The organism is Dryocola mayonis, assembly GCF_051307045.1.
Classification (GTDB): Bacteria; Pseudomonadota; Gammaproteobacteria; order Enterobacterales; family Enterobacteriaceae; genus Dryocola.
The window spans coordinates 1,297,741-1,315,638 of sequence record NZ_CP150452.1 but is presented as its reverse complement, the minus strand read 5'-3'; the positions used below and the strand labels follow the sequence as shown (position 1 = coordinate 1,315,638).

Here is a 17,898-nt window from a genome sequence, read left to right as displayed (position 1 = left end):
ATGAGTCTGAAAGATAAAACCCAACAACTCTTCGCCGACAGCTTCGGCTACCCTGCTTCGCTGACCATTCAGGCTCCCGGTCGCGTCAACCTGATTGGCGAGCACACGGACTATAACGACGGCTTCGTGCTGCCGTGCGCCATCGACTATCAGACGGTGATCAGCTGCGCGAAACGTGACGACCGTACGGTACGCGTCATCGCCGCGGACTACGACAATCAGAGCGACGAGTTTTCTCTGGATAAGCCCATCCTTTCCCATGATACCCAGCAGTGGTCGAACTATGTGCGCGGGGTGGTAAAACACCTGCAGCAGCGCGATAAAAACTTCGGTGGCGCGGACCTCGTTATCAGCGGGAATGTGCCGCAGGGCGCCGGTCTTAGCTCATCTGCCTCGCTGGAAGTCGCGGTCGGCAAAGTATTCCAGCAGCTTTACCACCTGTCGCTCGACGGCGCGCAGCTCGCGCTCAACGGCCAGGAAGCCGAAAATCAGTTCGTGGGCTGTAATTGCGGCATCATGGACCAGCTGATTTCCGCGCTGGGCAAGAAAGACCACGCCCTGCTTATCGACTGCCGCTCGCTTGGCACCAAAGCCGTTTCAATGCCAAAAGGCGTGGCGGTGGTTATCATTAACAGCAACTTCAAACGCACGCTGGTAGGCAGCGAGTACAACACTCGTCGCCAGCAGTGCGAAACCGGCGCTCGCTTCTTTACGCAAAAAGCGCTGCGCGACGTGGAGCTCGATAAGTTTAATGCCGTTGCGCACGAGCTCGACCCGGTCGTCGCCAAACGCGTGCGCCACGTGCTGACGGAAAATATCCGTACCCTTGAAGCGGCCGACGCGCTGGCGAAAGGCGACCTGCTGCGAATGGGTCAGCTGATGGCCCAATCCCATGCCTCTATGCGCGATGACTTTGAAATCACCGTGCCGCAGATTGATACGCTGGTTGAGATAGTCAAAGAAACCATCGGCGATAAGGGCGGCGTGCGCATGACCGGCGGCGGCTTCGGCGGCTGTGTCGTTGCCCTGCTCCCCGAAGATCTGGTGCCCGCCGTGGAAAAAGCGGTGGCCGAGCAGTACGAAGCGAAAACCGGTATCAAAGAAACCTTCTATGTCTGCAAACCTTCAGAAGGAGCTGGACAATGCTAAAAGAGACGCCTCAGCTCGCCCCGGACGGGCAGCCGTACCGCATCTCCACCCTGCGCAACAGCGCAGGCATGGTAGTGACCATGATGGACTGGGGAGCAACCCTGCTTTCCTGCCGCGTGCCGATGAAAGACAACAGCGTGCGTGAGACGCTGCTTGGCTGCGCTTCCCCGGAAGACTATCTCAACCAGACGGCCTACCTTGGCGCAACCGTTGGCCGCTATGCGAACCGCATCGCCAACAGCAGCTTTACGCGCGACGGTGCGACCATCAACGTTACCGCCAACCAGGGCGAGCATCAGCTACACGGCGGGCCGGAAGGGTTCGACAAGCGCCGCTGGCGCATCGTGCGTCAGAATGAGCAGGAAGTACTTTATACGCTCGATTCCGTGGATGGCGATCAGGGCTTCCCCGGTGAGTTTCGCGCCACGGCTCGCTACTCGCTGACCGAAGATAACCGCATCGCCATTGAGTTCCGCGCAAAGGTTGATAAGGCCTGCCCGGTGAACCTCACCAACCACGCCTACTTCAATCTTGACGGCGCGCAGAACGACGTGCGTCAGCATAAGCTGCAGCTTTTTGCCGACAGCTACCTGCCGGTGGACAGCAGCGGCATCCCGCAGCGCGGTCTTAAAAGCGTTGAAGGCACCAGCTTTGATTTCCGCCGTGCGAAAACTATCGCCGATGATTTTCTGAGTGATGAAGACCAGAAGCTGGTGAAGGGCTACGATCACGCGTTTCTTCTGCAGGCTAAGGGCGATGTCACCCGGCCCGCAGCGCACGTCTGGGCCAGCGATAACAAGCTGCAGATGACGGTTTATACCTCGGCTCCGGCGCTGCAATTCTACAGCGGCAACTATCTGGAGGGCACGCCGGCCCGCGAACAGGGAACCTATACCGCCTGTCAGGGCCTGGCGCTGGAAAGCGAATTCCTGCCGGACAGCCCGAACCATCCCGAATGGCCGCAGCCGGACTGCTGGCTGCAGCCGGGTGAAGAGTACCTTAGCGTAACGGAATATCAGTTTATCCCGCAGTAACGCTGACGCCCTCCCTCTACGGGAGGGTAATTCTTATGCCGATCGCTGAATATCCCACCGAAAAGCGACAAAAAATAACGCCAGATTCACATCAACCTTACACTTGGCGCTCTTTTTCGCTATGTTAAACGTTTAGATTGCCGCAGGTCGTCCCACGGCAATATAATGATAATCGTTATCATTAATCGCAGGCTTATTAAGGAGTAAACTATGGCTGTTACTAAGCTGGTACTGGTTCGTCACGGCGAAAGCCAGTGGAACAACGAAAACCGTTTCACCGGTTGGTATGACGTTGATCTGTCCGAGAAGGGTAAAACCGAAGCGAAAGCCGCAGGTCAGCTGCTCAAAGACGAAGGCTACAGCTTCGATTTTGCTTATACCTCCGTGCTGAAACGTGCCATCCATACGCTGTGGAATATTCTCGATGAACTGGATCAGGCCTGGCTGCCGGTTGAAAAATCCTGGAAGCTGAACGAACGTCACTACGGCGCGCTGCAGGGTCTGAACAAAGCTGAAACCGCAGAAAAATACGGTGACGAGCAGGTTAAACAATGGCGCCGCGGTTTTGCCGTAACGCCACCGGAACTGACCCGCGATGACGAGCGTTTCCCGGGCCACGACCCGCGTTATGCATCGCTGAGCGATAAAGAGCTGCCGACCACTGAAAGCCTGGCGCTGACCATCGATCGCGTAATCCCTTACTGGAATGAAACCATTCTGCCACGCATGAAAAGCGGCGAGCGCGTGATCGTTGCGGCTCACGGTAACTCCCTGCGTGCGCTGGTGAAGTACCTTGATAACATGAGCGAAGAAGAAATTCTTGAGCTGAATATCCCAACCGGCGTGCCGTTGGTGTATGAGTTTGATGAAAACTTCAAGCCGCTGAAACACTACTACCTGGGCAACGCTGACGAGATCGCAGCTAAAGCCGCGGCTGTTGCGAACCAGGGCAAAGCGAAGTAATTCGCAGGATGTGAAAAAGGCGTGGAGTAATCCACGCCTTTTTTTATAGCGAAATCAGGCTTAACCGCGACGCGTTTTTACCGCCGTGGCCAGCTGGCGCAGCAGGGTTTCGGTATCTTCCCAGCCGATGCAGGCATCGGTGACGCTTTTGCCGTACACCAGCGGTTCGCCGCTCTCAAGGCTCTGGTTGCCTTCCACCAGGTGGCTTTCGATCATCACGCCGGTAATGGCCTTATCGCCGCCGGCGATTTGCTGGCAAACGTCCGCGCCCACTTCCATCTGTTTTTTGAACTGCTTGCTGCTGTTAGCGTGGCTGAAGTCAATCATCACCTGCGCAGGCAGACCGGCCTTCACCAGATCCTGTTTTACCTGGGCTACGTGGGCGGCGCTGTAGTTCGGCTCTTTACCGCCGCGCAGAATGATATGGCAGTCGCCATTGCCGCTGGTGTTGACGATAGCGGAATGGCCCCACTTGGTGACCGACAGGAAGCAGTGAGGCGCGCCCGCCGCGTTGATGGCGTCGATAGCGACTTTCATCGTGCCGTCGGTGCCGTTTTTAAAACCGACCGGGCAGGACAGACCGGAAGCCAGCTCGCGGTGTACCTGAGACTCGGTGGTGCGCGCGCCAATCGCCCCCCAGCTCATCAGGTCCGCCAGATACTGCGGCGTAATCATATCCAGGAACTCGCCCGCGGCTGGCAGGCCGGAGTCGTTGATATCAAGCAGCAGCTTGCGGGCGATGCGCAGGCCGTCGTTAATCTGATAGCTGCTGTCCATATGCGGATCGTTAATCAGCCCTTTCCAACCTACCGTGGTGCGCGGTTTTTCAAAGTAAACGCGCATTACCACTTCAAGCTCGCCCTGTAACTCTTCACGCAGCGCCAGCAGGCGCGCGCCGTATTCTTTAGCGGCTTTAACATCGTGAATGGAGCACGGGCCCAATGACCACCAGCAGGCGATCGTCGTTGCCTTTAAGGATTTTGTGAATGGCCTGCCGGGCATGGGAAACCGTCTGGGCAGCTTTTTCGGTGGCCGGGAATTTTTCAAGCAGCGCTACGGGAGGCAGGAGTTCGTTGATCTCTTTGATGCGTAAGTCGTCGTTCTGATAATTCATGATATTTCCGGAAGGTTTTTACATTTTTGCCGAGTTGCAATCCCCTCAATCTATATCTTCGTCGTCGAAGTGTAAACGGGCTTTTACACTGCGGGCGGATTATTCCTGGAGTTGATTTTAAAATCAGCAAAATATGGCAAAAAGTGAGATCGACGCTACAATTTTTACTGTTAACGCTGAAAAATATCAGTTTTCCAAAATTGTATTCTGATCACATTTCCATTGCCGATACTTTTTTCTGTTAAAACCGGTTCGATCAGCATAATTTTGCAGCGCTGGAGGCAATTATCCAGCAATAACGACCAGAACAGGAGCATAAGATGAATAAATTAGCCATGCTTTTCCTCACAGCTTCACTTTCTGCCGCAAGCGGTGCGGCTATGGCCGTTGATACTCCGGCTGGCGGCGACAATAACGGACAGGCGAACTCAAGCGCTGAAGCCGGACAGGTCGCGCCTGATGCGCATCAAAACATCGCCCCTAAAGGGACCGACGGCAGCGATGTAAATAATTCCGGCACCATGCTTCACCCGAACGACAAGGGTAACAGCGCTTCCGGCGAAGGAATGACTTCCGAAGACGTCCATAAAAACACCATGTGTAAAGACGGACGCTGCCCGGACATCAACAAAAAAGTTGAAACGGGAACCGGTAGCGATGTAGACACTAAAACAGACGGTACTTCACAGTAACCCGCGTGTTAGTGAAAAAGGAGAGCTCAGGCTCTCCTTTTTTTATTTCGCAAATTCCCAATAACTTGAATAAGTTGCTGGTTATAATTAACGCATTCTTGTTTTTTGCCCGCGGGAAATTATGGCTCACTCACATTCGCATCAACCTGCCTCCCAGGATACTAACGCTAAAAGGCTGCTGTGGGCTTTCGCCATCACCGCATTGTTTATGGTAGCGGAAGTTATCGGCGGCGTCCTTTCCGGCTCGCTGGCGCTGCTTGCCGATGCCGGGCATATGCTTACCGATGCCGCCGCGCTGCTCGTTGCGCTGGTCGCCGTTAATTTCGCTCGGCGCCCGCCTAACGCCCGCCATACCTTTGGCTGGCTGCGCTTAACGACCCTGGCCGCCTTTGTGAACGCCATCGCCCTGGTGGTGATTACCATTTTGATCGTCTGGGAAGCCATACAGCGTTTTTATCATCCCCAGCCTGTCGCCGGCCTTGCGATGCTGGTCATCGCTTTTGCCGGGCTGCTGGCAAACATCGCCTCGTTCTGGATACTGCATCGCGGCAGCGAAGAGCAGAATCTCAACGTGCGGGCGGCGGCGCTGCATGTTTTAGGCGATTTACTCGGCTCGGTGGGCGCTATTATCGCTGCGCTGGTGATCCTCTGGACGGGCTGGACGCCTATCGACCCGATACTTTCCGTCCTCGTTTCCTGCCTGGTTTTGCGAAGCGCGTGGAATTTGCTTAAGGAAAGCGTCAACGAGCTGCTTGAAGGCGCGCCCGGCGCTATTGATATTGAGGCGTTGAAAAGAAAGCTGTCACGGAGCATTCCGGAGGTGCGCAACGTGCATCACGTGCATATCTGGCTGGTGGGGGAAAAACCTTTGATGACGCTGCATGTGCAGGTGGTGCCGCCCCACGATCATGACGCCCTGCTCGGCCGCATTCACCATTTCCTTGAGCACGAATATCAGATTGAGCACGCGACGGTACAGATGGAATATCAGCCCTGCGGCGGGCCGCAGTGCGATTTAAACGAGCATGGCCATCCGGGCCATGCTCATCACCACTGATCAGGACAGCGCGCGCGAGCCCCGCTCGCGTGCGCTTTTAATCCACATGCGGCTGCCGTTAAGCGCAATAAACGTCAGAATCAGGTATTCAAGCGACATCGCATAGACGCCCTGCCGCGCAAAAATAACCACGCTGATAACGTTAATAACCACCCACAAAAGCCAGTTTTCCACGTACTTGCGCGTCATCAAAATCATCGCCACGATCGAGAGCACCATCATGCAGGAATCCCAGAAAGGGAAAGCATCCGGCTGCAGCTCCGGCATGGCGACGTTCAGGCCGAGCGCCTGCATGAGGGAGACCGCGATGCGCGTCAGGTACGCAAAGACCGGATTGATAAAGACCGTCATCAGGCCGATTGCGCCGACGCAGACGGCAAGCCAGGCTAGCGCCTTCGGAAGCGGCAGCCACCTGATGCGCAGCGCGGCTTCGTTATCGCTGGTCTGGCGCGACCATGCGTACCAGCCATAAATATTGGCGGCGAAGAAGAACAGCTGCAGCAGCAGGCTGGCATACAGCTGGATCTGGAAGAAGATAATGGCGAACAGCGTGACGTTGATTAACCCAAACGCGTAGTTGCTGATTTTCTCAAGGCTTGCAAGCCAGATGCATAACAGCCCGGCAAGCGTGCCGACGGCCTCAATCCATGATAAATCGTAGCCACCTGCCCCAACAGGTATGTGGACCAGAATGTTTTGCGTGCTAAAAAAATCCATATTATCCCCTGAGCGTAATTCCTTACGCGTTGCCTTTTATCGAACGACGTAATTCAGCGGCAAAGTCCAGCATCCGATTAAGAGGCACCAGAGCGCCCTCACGCAGCGCGGCGTCCACATGAATCTCGTGAGCCGCTCCGCCCTGCTCCAGGCCCTCAGCGATGGCTTTAAGGCCGTTCATCGCCATCCACGGACAGTGGGCGCAGCTGCGGCAGGTTGCGCCTTCGCCGGCGGTCGGCGCTTCAAGAAGCTCTTTATCCGGACAGGCCCTGCTGCATTTTGTAAAAGATGCCCCGGTCGGTTGCGACGATCAGCTGCTGATGCGGCAGCGTTTTAGCCGCGGCGATCAGCTGGCTGGTGGAGCCGACCGCGTCAGCCATATCGACCACGGCCTGCGGCGACTCCGGATGAACCAGCACCGCCGCGCCGGGATAGAGCGCCTTCATGCGCGCCAGCGCCTGGGTTTTAAATTCGTCATGCACGATGCAGGCGCCCTGCCAGCACAGCACGTCGGCGCCGGTTTGTTTTTGCACGTAGCTGCCCAGATGACGATCGGGCGCCCAGATAATTTTCTCGCCCAGGCTATCAAGGTGCTCGATAAGCTCAACGGCAATGCTGGAAGTCACCACCCAGTCGGCGCGAGCTTTAACCGCCGCTGAAGTATTAGCATAGACCACGACCGTGCGATCGGGGTGCTGGTCGCAGAAGGCCGTAAACTCATCGATTGGGCAGCCTAAATCCAGCGAGCACTCCGCGTTGAGGGTAGGCATCAGAATGGTTTTCTCAGGGCTGAGAATTTTTGCCGTCTCGCCCATGAAACGCACGCCCGCCACCAGCAGCGTGGAGGCTGGATGGTTGGCTCCGAAGCGCGCCATCTCCAGCGAGTCAGAGATACAGCCGCCGGTTTCTTCAGCCAGCGCCTGGATTTCGGGATCCGTATAGTAATGCGCGACCATCACCGCGTTGCGCTCTTTTAGCAGACGCTTGATTTTTTCGCGATAGAACTGCTTTTCATCCCGGCTTAACGGCAACGGCTTCGGCGGGAAAGGATAAATGGCTGTTTCTGGATCGAACATAACGCTCATAAATGCTATCTCGTTTGCTTAGCTTAACGAAACTAGCGCGATTCTGGTAAATAAAGGCCAGAGACGGCTAAGGATGTTTTATATGCTAAACAAGATAGCGAATTATGGGGAAGTTGTCGTGTGGAATTTTACGGCTGCGGATACAACAAAGGCGCCTTCAGGGCGCCTTTGTCTAAATAAGGTGGGTCGTGCAGGATAATTCGGCCTCAGGCCTCACTCTTCGGGTCGTCGCTTTGCAACGCTGTTTCGCTTGCGCGCAACTCGAACCTACAGCTTCAAACCCTTCACGATTCACAAATCGTCTTTCTGGTCGAAAATTGGTGGGTCGTGCAGGATTCGAACCTGCGACCAATTGATTAAAAGTCAACTGCTCTACCAACTGAGCTAACGACCCGCTGTGCGGTTACTGCATTCTTCTACAACATGTGACATCGAAATTGGTGGGTCGTGCAGGATAATTACTCGTCTTATCCTCAGACTCGCCCTGCGGGCCGTCGCAAGAGACGTTCAAAATCGTTCCCGACGATTTTGTCGACCTGCAGCAGGTTCAAATCCTTCACGATTCACAAACCGTCTTTCTGTTCGAAAATTGGTGGGTCGTGCAGGATTCGAACCTGCGACCAATTGATTAAAAGTCAACTGCTCTACCAACTGAGCTAACGACCCGCTGTGCGGTTACTGCACTCTTCTACAACATGTGACATCGAAAACTGGTGGGTCGTGCAGGATGACTACTCGTCCCATCCTCAGACTCGCCCTGCGGGCCGTCGCAAGCGACGTTCAAAATCGTTCCAGACGATTTTGTCGACCTGCAGCAGGTTCAAATCCTTCACGATTCACAAACCGTCTTTCTGTTCGAAAATTGGTGGGTCGTGCAGGATTCGAACCTGCGACCAATTGATTAAAAGTCAACTGCTCTACCAACTGAGCTAACGACCCATTTTCGCGTCACTGCCGGTTAGTTACTTATCCCCCGGCAACGGCGGCATATATTACTGATTTAAGATTTTGACGCAACAACAATTTTGACACGGATCGCTCAACTGCTTAGTAATCGTGCGGCAAGACCAGAAAAACAGCGTTATCTGGTCATGCCGCAAGCATTACATCGCATTCAGACGTTTTTGCGCCTGCTTTGCGCCGTCGGTATTGGGGAACTGTTTGATGACCTGCTGATACACGGCTTTCGCTTTTGCGGTATCGCCTTTGTCCTGCATGATCAGGCCGACTTTGAACATCGCGTCCGGCGCTTTAGGTGACTTAGGGTAATTTTTTACCACCGAGGCAAAATAAAACGCCGCGTCGTCCTTTTTCCCTTTGTTGTAATTCAACTGACCAAGCCAGTAATTCGCATTAGGCTGATAGGTTGAATCCGGGTACTTCTTCACGAAGCTCTGAAAAGCGGCCATCGCTTCGTCCTGGCGAGACTTATCCTGCACCAGCGCAATTGCCGCGTTGTAATCGCTGTTCGCATCTCCGCCCTGTACGGGGGCGGCAGCCGGCGCTTCTGTAGAAGCACCGGCGTCAGGCGTTGCCGTAGCCGCACCCTGATCGTTACCGGTAGCCTGCCCTGCCGCGGCGCCGCCGTTGCTGAGGCCGTCTATCTGCAACAAAATTTGCTTCTGGCGTTCCACAACCTGATTGAGCTGATACTGGCTTTCCTGAATCTGACCGCGCAGGGAATCAATATCATTCTGGTTATCGGAGAGCTGCTGCTGGAGCTGAGTTAAAAGCTGGCTGTGAGCGTTAGAAATACGCTCGAGTTGGGTGACGCGGTCTTCGACCGAGCCTGAGCCGACACTACTGATTGGCGCCTGAGCATTAGCGGCCCAGGGGGCCGCTATGCCAACCAGTAACGACAGACTCAACAAGTGATGTCTGAAGTTACTGCTCATGCAATTCTCTTAGTAAACCAGTACGGCACGACGGTTTTTAGCGTAAGCCGCTTCGTCATGACCCAGTACTGCTGGTTTTTCTTTACCGTAAGAAACGATGGAGATCTGGTCTGCAGAAACGCCTTTACCCTGCAGATACATCTTAACGGCGTTAGCACGACGCTCACCCAGGGAGATGTTGTATTCCGGGGTACCACGTTCGTCCGCATGACCTTCTACGGTCACTTTGTAAGACGGGTTGCTACGCAGGAAGTTTGCGTGCGCATCCAGCATCGCTGCGAATTCAGAGCTCACATCGTATTTGTCCAGACCGAAGTAGACGATGTTGTTCTGCTGCAGCTGCTGCATCTGCAGACGAGCCTGCTCTTCGGAAGACATGTTGCCTTGACCGTTAGCGTCCATGCCAGTGCCAGCACCCAGCATGCCTTCGCTGCCGTCATTGCTGGCGTTCTTGTTAGAAGAACATGCCGCGATAGCCATAACAGGCAGAGCAATCATCAGCCCTTTCAGCACTTTGTTCAGTTGCATTTCTTTGATCCTTTATATTTTATTATCACAGATACGGCGACCAGGCAGGAGATTTAACCTGACCATCGGTTGCCGGAAGACGCGCTTTGAAACGCCCATCTGTTGAGACCAGATTCAGCACGGATCCCATCCCCTGAGAAGAGCTGTAGATTACCATAGTGCCGTTAGGTGCCAGACTTGGCGTTTCATCCAGGAACGTTGACGACAAGGTTTGTACGCCACCCGCTACCAGATCCTGTTTGGCAATGTGCTGCTGACCGCCTGCGGAGCTCACCATTACCATAAACTTACCGTCGGAACTTACATCAGCGTTCTGGTTCTGGCTACCTTCCCAGGACAGACGCTGCGGAGCACCGCCGTTGATATTGACTTTATAAATCTGTGGACGGCCCGCCTGGTCGGAGGTATAGGCCAGGTTCTGGCTATCCGGGAACCAGGTTGGTTCTGTGTTGTTGCTGCGGCCGTCGGTAACCTGACGAATCTGGCCGGAACCGATGTCCATAACGTACAGGTTCAGACTGCCGGTTTTAGACAGCGCGAAAGCAAGCTTGGTGCCGTCCGGAGAGAAGGATGGCGCGCCGTTGTGGCGTGGGAAAGAAGCCACCTGACGCACGGCGCCGTTAGCCAGCGTCTGAATAACCAGCGCGGAACGTCCGCTTTCAAAGGTTACATAAGCCAGTTTGCTGCCGTCCGGAGACCATGATGGAGACATCAGTGGCTGCGGAGAACGGTGTACCAGGAACGTGTTGTAGCCGTCGTAATCGGAAACGCGCATTTCATACGGGAACTGGCCGCCGTTGGTCTGCACCACGTAAGCGATACGGGTACGGAACGCGCCTTTAATACCGGTCAGCTTTTCAAAGACTTCATCGCTTGCGGTATGGCCGGCATAGCGCAGCCACTGTTTGTTCACCTTATAGGAGTTCTGGGCAAGAACCGTGCCCGGCGCCCCGGAGGTGTCAACCAGCTGATAAGCCACGGTATAGCTACCGTCGCCGTTCGGCGTAACCTGTCCTACCACCACCGCATCGATGCCTAAAGCGGTCCAGGCCGCCGGCTGCACTTCCTGAGCGGAACCAGGCTGCTGAGGCAGACGGGCTCTGTCCAGCGGGTTGAATTTACCACTGTTGCGTAAGTCAGCTGCGACAATGCCGCCGATATCTTCAGGTGCCGCACCCGGGCCTGCCCATTTAAACGGCGCCACACCAATTGGCCGCGCTGAATCCACACCCTGTGTGATTTCAATACGAACCTCTGCGTGCAGCACCGCTGCCCACAGCATCAAGAAACTTAATGCTACTCGAAATGCCTGCTTCATCATATCTCCCTTATCCGGACCCAAAGTCCACGATAATTTAGCAGAATTTTAACAAACCCAAATATACAAAACTACCAAAACCCTTTGACACAGCTTAGTCAGGTTTTCCCTATTTTCATGGGGAAATTCCGTTAGGGTTTGAAGTCCAGCGGCGCGTTTTTAAAGACTTCATAAACGTCCTGGCTGGGTGGCTTTGGAATCTTCGCCAGCCGCGCTGCCGCAACAGCCGCCTGACAAAGCGCCGGATCACCGCCTTCCGATTTGATATCAAGCAACAGGCCATCGGGCGCCAGCTTGACGCGCAATGAACAGGTCTTACCGGCAAACGAAGGATCGTTGTAGAACTTGCTTTCGATCGCCGATTTTATCTGGCCCGCATAGTTGCTGATATCGGCACCGGAAGCGCCATTATTTTTATTATTCCCTTTCCCGGCCGCGGCTGCGCTATCTCCTTTCGCTCCGCCGCCGGTTTTCGGTGCATTCTTACCTGAGCTCAGGTCGCCGAACAGATCGTCAACGCCCTGGGCTGCGGCTTTATCGGCAGCGGCTTTCTCCGCTGCGGCCTTTTTCTTAGCATCCGCGGCCGCTTTTTTATCAGCGGCGGCTTTTGCAGCAGCAGCCTTATCGGCAGCGGCTTTTTCTGAAGCGGCTTTCTCCGCTGCAGCCTTCTCCGCTGCGGCTTTTTCAGCCGCTGCTTTTTCAGTTGCAGCTTTTTCGGCGGCTTCTTTTTTGGCAGCCTCAGCGGCCGCTTTCTTCTCGGCATCCTGCTGGGCTTTTTTCGCAGCGGCGTCTGCGGCTTTCTTCTCGGCGTCCTGCTGAGCTTTCTTCGCTGCGGCTGCGGCTTCAGCAGCCGCTTTTTTCTGGGCGTCCGCCGCTTGTTTCGCAGCTTCGTCAGCGGCTTTTTTCTGCGCGTCCGCCGCAGCTTTCTTCGCCGCCTCTTCCGCCGCCTTCGCCTGAGCATCAGCCTGGGCTTTCGCGTCTGCTTTAGCTTTCGCCGCAGCCGCTTCGGCCTGTTTCTGTTGTTCCTGCGCTTCTTTCGCCGCTTCCTGAGCCTGCTTTTGCTGCTCGGCCTGCTGCTTCGCCTGCTCCTGCGCTTCCAGGCGCTCCTTCTCGAGGGCTTTCAGACGCTGTTGTTCAGCAGCCTGCTTTTCCTGAAGCTCTTCAGCCTGCTGCTGCGCCTGTTTTTCGCGCTGCTCCGCCGCCCGCTTGCTGCTCGCCTGTTGATTCTGCTGGCGGTTGTACTGCTGCACCACGGCACCCGGATCGACCATGACCGCGTCAATGGACGATCCACCGCCGCCGCCCGCACTGGCTTCTATGTGCTCGTCAAACGAACTCCATATCAGGATCGCAATCAAGATGATATGCAGGATCACTGAGACGATTATCGCGCGTTTGAGCTTATCGTTTTCTGTGGTTGCCTTTGACACTATCAGTTCCCAAATATAGCGAGATGGATCAGATTGGCTGCGTCATCAGACCGACGGACTTCACCCCTGCGCTGTGCAGCAGGTTAAGCGCCTTAATGATTTCCTCATACGGCACATCCTTCGCGCCACCGATCAAAAAGACCGTTTTAGGGTTTGCCTGCAGGCGGCGCTGGGCTTCAGCAACAACCTGTTCGGACGGCAACTGTTCCATACGGTCCTTTTCCACCACCACGCTGTACTGCCCTACCCCGGACACTTCAATAATCACCGGAGGCTCATCGTTACTGCTTACCGTTTGCGAGTCTGTCGCATCCGGCAGGTCCACCTCAACGCTCTGGGTGATGATGGGCGCCGTGGCCATAAAGATCAGCAGCAGCACCAGCAGCACGTCCAGCAAAGGCACGATGTTGATTTCTGACTTTAGTTCACGACGACCACGTGTACGTCTGGCCATGACTTACCCCTTACTGCTTATCGCTGCTGGTAAAAGCCTGACGGTGCAGGATAGCCGTGAACTCTTCCATAAAGTTGTCGTAATTCAATTCCAGTTTGTTCACGCGCTGGTTTAAGCGGTTATACGCCATTACCGCTGGAATGGCGGCAAACAGACCGATCGCCGTGGCGATCAATGCTTCTGCGATGCCTGGCGCCACCATCTGCAAGGTTGCCTGTTTCACCGCGCCCAGTGCGATAAAGGCGTGCATAATCCCCCATACCGTACCGAACAAGCCGATATACGGGCTGATGGAACCTACGGTACCGAGGAAAGGAATATGCGTTTCAAGCGTTTCGAGCTCACGGCTCATGGAAATACGCATTGCTCGCGCCGCGCCGTCCACCACCGCTTCCGGCGCATGGGTATTAGCACGGTGCAGTCGGGCAAACTCTTTGAAGCCCGAATAAAAAATCTGCTCGGAACCGACAAGATTGTCACGGCGGCCCTGGCTTTCCTGATAGAGACGGGACAGTTCGATGCCCGACCAGAACTTATCTTCAAACGCTTCCGCTTCGCGGGTGGCGGCATTGAGGATTCGCGTTCGCTGAATGATGATTGCCCATGATGCAATGGAAAAACCAATCAAAATCAACATGATAAATTTGACCAGAAGGCTTGCCTTCAGGAACAAATCAAGGATATTCATGTCAGTCACTGCTTGAACTCCGCGACAATAGACTTGGGAAGCGCACGAGGCTTCATTGAGAGAAGATCGACACAGACGATTAGGACCTCAGCTTCGTTGAGTACCCGCCCGTCGGCATTGACTATTCGCTGCGTAAACACCATAGACGTGCCTCGCATCGATGTAATTTCACTTTGGATTTCGAGTAAATCGTCGAGTCGGGCAGGCGCAAGATAATCGACTGTCATCCTGCGTACGACAAAGGCGATGCGCTCCGCCAGCAAATCCTGCTGGTTAAAGTGGTGCTGGCGCAGCATCTCAGTGCGTGCTCTTTCATAGAAAGCAACATAACTGGCGTGATAAACCACACCACCGGCATCGGTGTCTTCGTAATAGACGCGAACCGGCCATCGAAACAGCGTTGTACTCACTTTACATCCCGGTAATGCAATTAACCGCTGCTACTATACGCAAGAGGATGAGGGTTGGGAATGGGTTGTATTAAACGTTAGGTAAAAATTTATGGGCCTGTTAAAACCCATAAATTTTAAGTAAATCAGACCAGGCTCATGTAAGCGTCAGAAGAAGAAAAAGAGCAGCCCGGCCAGCAGCACGAGTTGAGCAATTAAAGGGCAGAAAATGCCCTGCCAGAGCACCTTTTTCGGACGAAATCCCACGCCGTGAATCACGCCGGCGCACACCGCCCACATCAGTAAAAAGCCGTGCCAGATTTCCAGCGCGCTGGTCTTCGCGGCAAAGCGCGACGGGTCCCAGAAGATACAGCCGGCCAGCACTAGCGCCATGATTAAGGAAAGAGCCCGCAGGGGGCTCTTATCCATTACCGCATACAGCTTTGCGATAATCGCTTCCATCAGTGTTCTTCTTTACCGGCTTTCGCTTCCACGTGCTCAAGCGCAAGGGCGGTAATAATGCCAAACGCACAGGCAAGAAGCGTTCCTAAAATCCATGCAAAGTACCACATAATCAGCTCCTTACTTAGTACAGCGAGTGGGTATTGCTTTCAATATGCTCTTTGGTGATGCGTCCGAACATTTTCCAGTAGCACCACGTCGAGTAGGCCAGAATAATCGGCACGAACACCAGCGCCGCGTAGGTCATCACGTTCAGCGTCAGCTGGCTGGAGGTCGCATCCCACATTGTCAGGCTCGCATTCAGCACGGTGCTGGACGGCATGATGAACGGGAACATCGCAATGCCCGCCGTCAGGATGATGCAGGCCAGCGTCAGGGACGAGAACAGGAATGCCCACGCGCTGCGGTTCATACGCGCCGTTAACACGGTCAGCAGCGGCAGCACAACGCCCAGCGCCGGGATAGCCCACAGAGCCGGCATATTGTTGAAGTTGGTAAGCCAGGCCCCCGCTTCGCGCACCACTTCTTTAGCCAACGGGTTAGACGGCGCATGATGGTTCATGACCGAGGTCACCGCATAACCATCGATGCCGTACATCACCCAGACGCCGGCCAGAGCGAAGCACACCATCGTCACCAGAGCGGCAACCTGCGAGGTGACGCGGGAGCGCAGATAAACTTCGCCCACGGTACGCATTTGCAGATAGGTTGCGCCCTGCGTCAGGATCATCGCGACGCTCACCACGCCCGCCAGCAGCCCGAACGGGTTGAGCAGCTGGAAGAAGTTGCCGGTGTAGAACAGGCGCATGTACTCGTCCATATGGAAAGGTACGCCCTGCAGCAGGTTGCCAAAGGCTACGCCGATGACCAGCGGCGGCACAAAGCTGCCGACGAAAATGCCCCAGTCCCACATGTTGCGCCAGCGCGTATCTTCGATCTTGGAGCGGTAGTCAAAGCCGACCGGACGGAAGAACAAGGATGCCAGCACCAGGATCATCGCTACGTAAAAGCCGGAGAACGCCGCCGCGTAGACCATCGGCCAGGCAGCAAACAGCGCGCCGCCGGCGGTGATAAGCCACACCTGGTTACCGTCCCAGTGCGGGGCGATAGAGTTAATCATGATACGGCGTTCGGTGTCGTTGCGGCCCAGGAAGCGGGTCAGCATCCCTACGCCCATATCCCAGCCGTCCGTGACGGCAAAACCAATCAGCAAAATGCCAACCAGCAGCCACCAGATAAAACGTAATACTTCATAATCGATCATTTCACGACTCCTGTCTTAGCGTGCCGGCTGAGAAGATACGGAGGACTGCTCGTAGTGGTAGCGACCCGTCTTCAGACTGCTCGGCCCAATGCGAACAAATTTGAACATCAGGAACAGCTCCGCCACCATAAACAGCGTGTACAGCCCGCAAATCAGTATCATAGAGAACAGCAGATCGCCCACGGTCAAAGAGGAGTTGGCGACTGCGGTTGGCAGCACCTCACCAATCGCCCAGGGTTGACGACCGTATTCAGCCACGAACCAGCCGGATTCAATCGCGATCCACGGCAGTGGAATGCCGTACACTGCCGCACGCAGCAGCCATTTTTTCGAGCCGATAGCGTTACGAGTCACGGTCCAGAACGACGCGGCGATAATAAACAGCATCAGGAAGCCGCAGCCCACCATAATACGGAACGCGAAGTACAGCGGCGCAACGCGTGGGATAGAGTCTTTTGTCGCCTGTTGAATTTGCGCTTCCGTCGCGTCGGTGACGTTCGGGGTATAGCGTTTCAGCAGCAGGCCGTAGCCCAGATCTTTTTTAACGTTGTTGAAATTATCACGCACGTTCTGGTCCGTGGACCCGGCGCGTAACTCTTCGAGCAGGCTGTAAGCCTTGATGCCGTTACGGATACGCTCTTCGTGCTGCACCATCAGCTCTTTCAGACCGGTAACCGGCTTATCGACGGAGCGTGTGGCGATAATGCCCAGCGCGTAAGGGATTTGAATCGCGAAGCGGTTTTCCTGGCGGTCCTGGTCGGGAATGCCAAACAGCGTAAAGGAGGCCGGCGCCGGTTGAGTTTCCCACTCGGCTTCGATAGCGGCCAGTTTGGTTTTCTGCACGTCGCCCATCTCGTAACCGGACTCATCGCCCAGCACGATAACGGACAGGATGGCCGCCATGCCAAAGCTTGCCGCAATGGCGAAAGAGCGCTTCGCGAAGGCGAAGTCGCGCCCTTTGAGCATGTACCAGGAGCTGATACCCAGAATGAACATCGCGCCGCAAACGTAGCCGGAAGCCACGGTGTGAACAAATTTAACCTGCGCGACCGGGTTGAGGACCAGCTCAGCGAAGCTGACCATCTCCATACGCATGGTTTCAAAGTTGAAGTCCGAAGCGATTGGGTTTTGCATCCAGCCGTTCGCCACCAGAATCCACAGCGCGGAAAGGTTAGAGCCAAGCGCTACCAGCCAGGTCACCGCCATGTGCTGCACTTTACCGAGGCGATCCCAACCGAAGAAGAACAGACCAACGAAGGTGGATTCGAGGAAGAACGCCATCAGGCCTTCAATGGCCAGCGGCGCACCAAAAATGTCACCAACGTAGTGAGAGTAATAAGACCAGTTGGTCCCGAACTGGAACTCCATGGTCAAACCGGTGGCCACCCCCAGCGCAAAGTTGATACCAAACAACTTGCCCCAGAACTTGGTCATATCTTTATAGATTTGTTTACCCGACAGGACGTAAACCGTTTCCATAATGGCCAGCAGGAACGCCATACCGAGCGTCAGTGGCACAAACAGAAAGTGGTACATCGCGGTCAAGGCAAACTGTAAGCGCGACAGTTCGACAATATCAAACATCTTGACTCCTTGCTCTTCGCATGAAGACTCCGACCGTGGAACGCCCCGCAGGCTTTCCACAACGCATGCCCTAAT

Annotated in this window: 17 protein-coding genes, 3 tRNA genes, 1 other RNA gene and 2 pseudogenes; 5 read left to right on the top strand and 18 right to left on the bottom strand. The window is 55.0% G+C overall.

Annotation, left to right across the window (positions count from 1 at the left end; all coding sequences use genetic code 11):
* The 3 genes from galK to gpmA all read left to right on the top strand — a co-directional run bounded on the left by galK (position 1) and on the right by gpmA (position 3,146).
* Positions 1-1,149, top strand: a complete 1,149-nt coding sequence (galK, locus tag WLO32_RS06325; protein WP_435947613.1) for a galactokinase — start codon at positions 1-3, stop codon at positions 1,147-1,149.
* Entirely contained in the window at positions 1,143-2,183 is a 1,041-nt protein-coding gene (galM, locus tag WLO32_RS06320; protein ID WP_435947612.1) for a galactose-1-epimerase, read from the top strand. The genes galK and galM overlap by 7 nt, the downstream gene beginning before the upstream one ends.
* 210 nt (positions 2,184-2,393) lie before the next feature.
* Complete coding sequence (gene gpmA, locus WLO32_RS06315) at positions 2,394-3,146, top strand: 2,3-diphosphoglycerate-dependent phosphoglycerate mutase (protein WP_121265083.1); 753 nt, start codon at positions 2,394-2,396, stop codon at positions 3,144-3,146.
* Positions 3,147-3,206: 60 nt separating this feature from the next.
* Here gpmA and aroG read toward each other — a convergent pair.
* Positions 3,207-4,260 (bottom strand): annotated as a pseudogene (gene aroG, locus WLO32_RS06310) (3-deoxy-7-phosphoheptulonate synthase AroG).
* Between the two features lie 320 nt (positions 4,261-4,580).
* Between aroG and WLO32_RS06305 the strand changes: the two are divergent.
* Positions 4,581-4,952 (top strand): YbgS-like family protein, encoded by a 372-nt coding sequence (locus tag WLO32_RS06305; protein ID WP_435947611.1) that lies wholly within the window; start codon positions 4,581-4,583, stop codon positions 4,950-4,952.
* 121 nt (positions 4,953-5,073) lie between these two features.
* A complete protein-coding gene (zitB, locus tag WLO32_RS06300) occupies positions 5,074-6,009 on the top strand; it encodes a CDF family zinc transporter ZitB (RefSeq protein ID WP_435947610.1) in 936 nt (311 codons plus the stop codon).
* Here the strand turns inward: zitB and pnuC are convergent, their stop codons facing one another.
* The 17 genes and pseudogenes from pnuC to cydA all read right to left on the bottom strand — a co-directional run bounded on the left by pnuC (position 6,010) and on the right by cydA (position 17,823).
* Positions 6,010-6,726, bottom strand: a complete 717-nt coding sequence (pnuC, locus tag WLO32_RS06295; protein ID WP_435947609.1) for a nicotinamide riboside transporter PnuC — start codon at positions 6,724-6,726, stop codon at positions 6,010-6,012.
* A 22-nt stretch (positions 6,727-6,748) separates the two neighbouring features.
* Positions 6,749-7,811 (bottom strand): annotated as a pseudogene (nadA, locus tag WLO32_RS06290) (quinolinate synthase NadA).
* 179 nt (positions 7,812-7,990) lie between these two features.
* A non-coding RNA gene (locus tag WLO32_RS06285) (RtT sRNA) lies at positions 7,991-8,113 on the bottom strand.
* Between the two features lie 16 nt (positions 8,114-8,129).
* A tRNA-Lys gene (locus tag WLO32_RS06280) sits at positions 8,130-8,205 on the bottom strand.
* A 196-nt stretch (positions 8,206-8,401) separates the two neighbouring features.
* Positions 8,402-8,477, bottom strand: a tRNA-Lys gene (locus tag WLO32_RS06275).
* 197 nt (positions 8,478-8,674) lie between these two features.
* Positions 8,675-8,750, bottom strand: a tRNA-Lys gene (locus tag WLO32_RS06270).
* 164 nt (positions 8,751-8,914) lie between these two features.
* Entirely contained in the window at positions 8,915-9,706 is a 792-nt protein-coding gene (gene cpoB, locus WLO32_RS06265; RefSeq protein ID WP_435947607.1) for a cell division protein CpoB, read from the bottom strand.
* Positions 9,707-9,715: 9 nt separating this feature from the next.
* Entirely contained in the window at positions 9,716-10,234 is a 519-nt protein-coding gene (pal, locus tag WLO32_RS06260) for a peptidoglycan-associated lipoprotein Pal (protein ID WP_121267098.1), read from the bottom strand.
* Between the two features lie 25 nt (positions 10,235-10,259).
* A complete protein-coding gene (tolB, locus tag WLO32_RS06255) occupies positions 10,260-11,552 on the bottom strand; it encodes a Tol-Pal system beta propeller repeat protein TolB (protein ID WP_435947606.1) in 1,293 nt (430 codons plus the stop codon).
* 131 nt (positions 11,553-11,683) lie between these two features.
* Positions 11,684-12,982, bottom strand: coding sequence for a cell envelope integrity protein TolA (tolA, locus tag WLO32_RS06250; RefSeq protein ID WP_435947605.1), 1,299 nt, complete (start codon positions 12,980-12,982; stop codon positions 11,684-11,686).
* Positions 12,983-13,010: 28 nt separating this feature from the next.
* Positions 13,011-13,436: a colicin uptake protein TolR gene (gene tolR / locus WLO32_RS06245; RefSeq protein ID WP_121267100.1), complete on the bottom strand. Its 426-nt coding sequence runs from the start codon at positions 13,434-13,436 to the stop codon at positions 13,011-13,013.
* A gap of 10 nt (positions 13,437-13,446) precedes the next feature.
* The gene (gene tolQ / locus WLO32_RS06240; protein ID WP_435947604.1) at positions 13,447-14,133 is read right to left on the bottom strand and encodes a Tol-Pal system protein TolQ; all 687 of its coding nucleotides are present in this window, start codon (positions 14,131-14,133) and stop codon (positions 13,447-13,449) included.
* Positions 14,130-14,534: a tol-pal system-associated acyl-CoA thioesterase gene (ybgC, locus tag WLO32_RS06235; RefSeq protein ID WP_367594026.1), complete on the bottom strand. Its 405-nt coding sequence runs from the start codon at positions 14,532-14,534 to the stop codon at positions 14,130-14,132. The genes tolQ and ybgC overlap by 4 nt, the downstream gene beginning before the upstream one ends.
* Before the next feature lie 147 nt (positions 14,535-14,681).
* Positions 14,682-14,975: a cyd operon protein YbgE gene (gene ybgE / locus WLO32_RS06230; protein ID WP_435947603.1), complete on the bottom strand. Its 294-nt coding sequence runs from the start codon at positions 14,973-14,975 to the stop codon at positions 14,682-14,684.
* Entirely contained in the window at positions 14,975-15,085 is a 111-nt protein-coding gene (gene cydX, locus WLO32_RS06225) for a cytochrome bd-I oxidase subunit CydX (RefSeq protein ID WP_121267104.1), read from the bottom strand. The genes ybgE and cydX overlap by 1 nt, the downstream gene beginning before the upstream one ends.
* A gap of 14 nt (positions 15,086-15,099) precedes the next feature.
* Positions 15,100-16,239, bottom strand: a complete 1,140-nt coding sequence (gene cydB, locus WLO32_RS06220; RefSeq protein WP_435947602.1) for a cytochrome d ubiquinol oxidase subunit II — start codon at positions 16,237-16,239, stop codon at positions 15,100-15,102.
* A 15-nt stretch (positions 16,240-16,254) separates the two neighbouring features.
* Positions 16,255-17,823, bottom strand: coding sequence for a cytochrome ubiquinol oxidase subunit I (cydA, locus tag WLO32_RS06215; RefSeq protein ID WP_435947601.1), 1,569 nt, complete (start codon positions 17,821-17,823; stop codon positions 16,255-16,257).
* Between the last annotated feature and the right edge of the window lie 75 nt (positions 17,824-17,898).